Annotated in this window: 1 protein-coding gene; it reads right to left on the bottom strand. The window is 65.3% G+C overall.

Features of this window, described 5'->3' with window-relative positions; all coding sequences use genetic code 11:
- The coding region (locus ACIPSK_RS32930; RefSeq protein ID WP_246709956.1) for a condensation domain-containing protein at nt 1-1,756 on the bottom strand (1,756 nt) is incomplete at both ends.

Raw genomic sequence — 1,756 nt, 5'->3', positions numbered from 1 at the left:
TGCGCCTCGAACAGCGCATGCACGCAAAGATCCGACGGATAGTCCACTTCCGTCCGGTTCAACTCCTCCAGCAGGTAACTACGCTCCTCAGCCGGAAGAATGTCGAGCTCGCGCACCGGCCTATCGGGCGCTTGCTCCAGCGCGTCGACCAGTTGCTCGAGCGCCCGCTGCATGTAGCCGCAGACCCGATCGGCGGAGATCGGTTCGACCGCATCCGCCGTGAGCCTCAGCTCCTGACCAAAATCATCCACCGACAATGTCAGCGGGTAGTTGGTCCGTTCCTCGTCCCCCAGCCATTCCATGCCGGACAGCTCGCTTGTTCCCACGCCGGCCATGGCCGGCGTGTTGTGGCGATAGTTCAGCAGCGCACTGAAGAGTGGCGCTGGTGCGGCAATATCGCTGCAGCGTTGCGCCAATGCGAGCGAGGCATGCTCGTGTGAGAGCAATTCGGCCACACGGGCGTGGGCGATACGCACACTTTCCTCGACCCCGGTCTCATCCAGATCCAGCCGCAACGGCAAGGTATTCATGAACAAGCCCATGGCACGGTCGGCGCCGGCACCCGCATGCATGCGGCCGAACAGCACCGTGCCGAACACCACCTGCTCGCGCCCGCTGCTCAGCGCCAGCACCTGGGCCCAGGCCAGATGGCAAAGGCTAGCCAGACTCACCCCCAGCCGCCGCGCCTGGTGGCGCAGTCGGTCGTTGAGCGCCTGCGGCAGCATCCGCCTTGCATCGCGGGATCCGCGGCCGTCGCCGTAGACCTCACTCAGACCGAACGGCAGGGTCGGCTCGTCGATGTCGGCCAGCATCTCCCGGAAGAACGCTTCATGCGCTTTGGCATCCATGCCAAGCCGCGCCTGCACCACCAGGTTGCGGAACGGCTGCGGCGCTGCAAGCTCATGCGCGCCCCCCTGCAGCACGGCCCGGACCTCGGTATGCATCACCTCGGCCGTCGTATGATCGCCGATCATATGGTGCTGCAACACCAAAAGCAGCCAGCGCCCACTGCCCGGTTCGCGCGCGATCACGAACCGCATCAGCGGCGCCCGGCCAAGATCGAGACGGTACTGGCGCGGATCGAACCGCCGCCTGAGCTCATCGGCGCCGGAACCATCACAGCCCTCCAGCTCGACCTCGAGCACATCCAAGGCCGCCTTGCGCCAGACAACCTGCGCCGGGCTCGGCAGGCCCTCCCAGACAAAGGCCGTGCGCAGAATGTCGTGGCGGTCGACCACCTGCTGAACCGCAGCAAGGTAGCGATCAAGCACACTTCGCTCGGCAAAGGCCATCTGCGACACCAGGAGGTAGGGGTCACCCTGGGTTGCCAGCAAATGGTGGAACAGAATGCCGTCCTGCAGCGGCGACAGGCCGTAGATATCCTGGATATTGCCGACGCCGCCGGGCACCGTCGACACGATCCGGTCGATCTCCGGTTGGGTAAGATCGATCAGCGGCAGCATCCGCGGCGTGATCGCCGTACTCTGTTCCATGATCGGATTGGCAGGCACCGCCACCTCCCGGTGGCTGCCAAGACTGGCGGCCAGATCGGCAAGCATCGGCTTTGCAAATACGGTGCGAACCTCGACCCCGAGCGACAGCCGCCGCAGACGCTCCATCATTTGAACGGCCAACAATGAGTGGCCGCCGAGCTCGAAGAAGTTGTCGTGGCGCCCGACCCGCTCGACGCCGAGAAGCTCGGCCCAGATCCCGGCCAGCAGCGTCTCGATCTCGCCCTGCGGCGCCTCATAGGCCC

It is taken from the genome of Rhizobium sp. LARHSG275 (genome assembly GCF_052871115.1).
The sequence above is the reverse complement of the archived record's forward strand: the minus strand, read 5'-3'. Positions and strand labels throughout refer to the sequence as shown.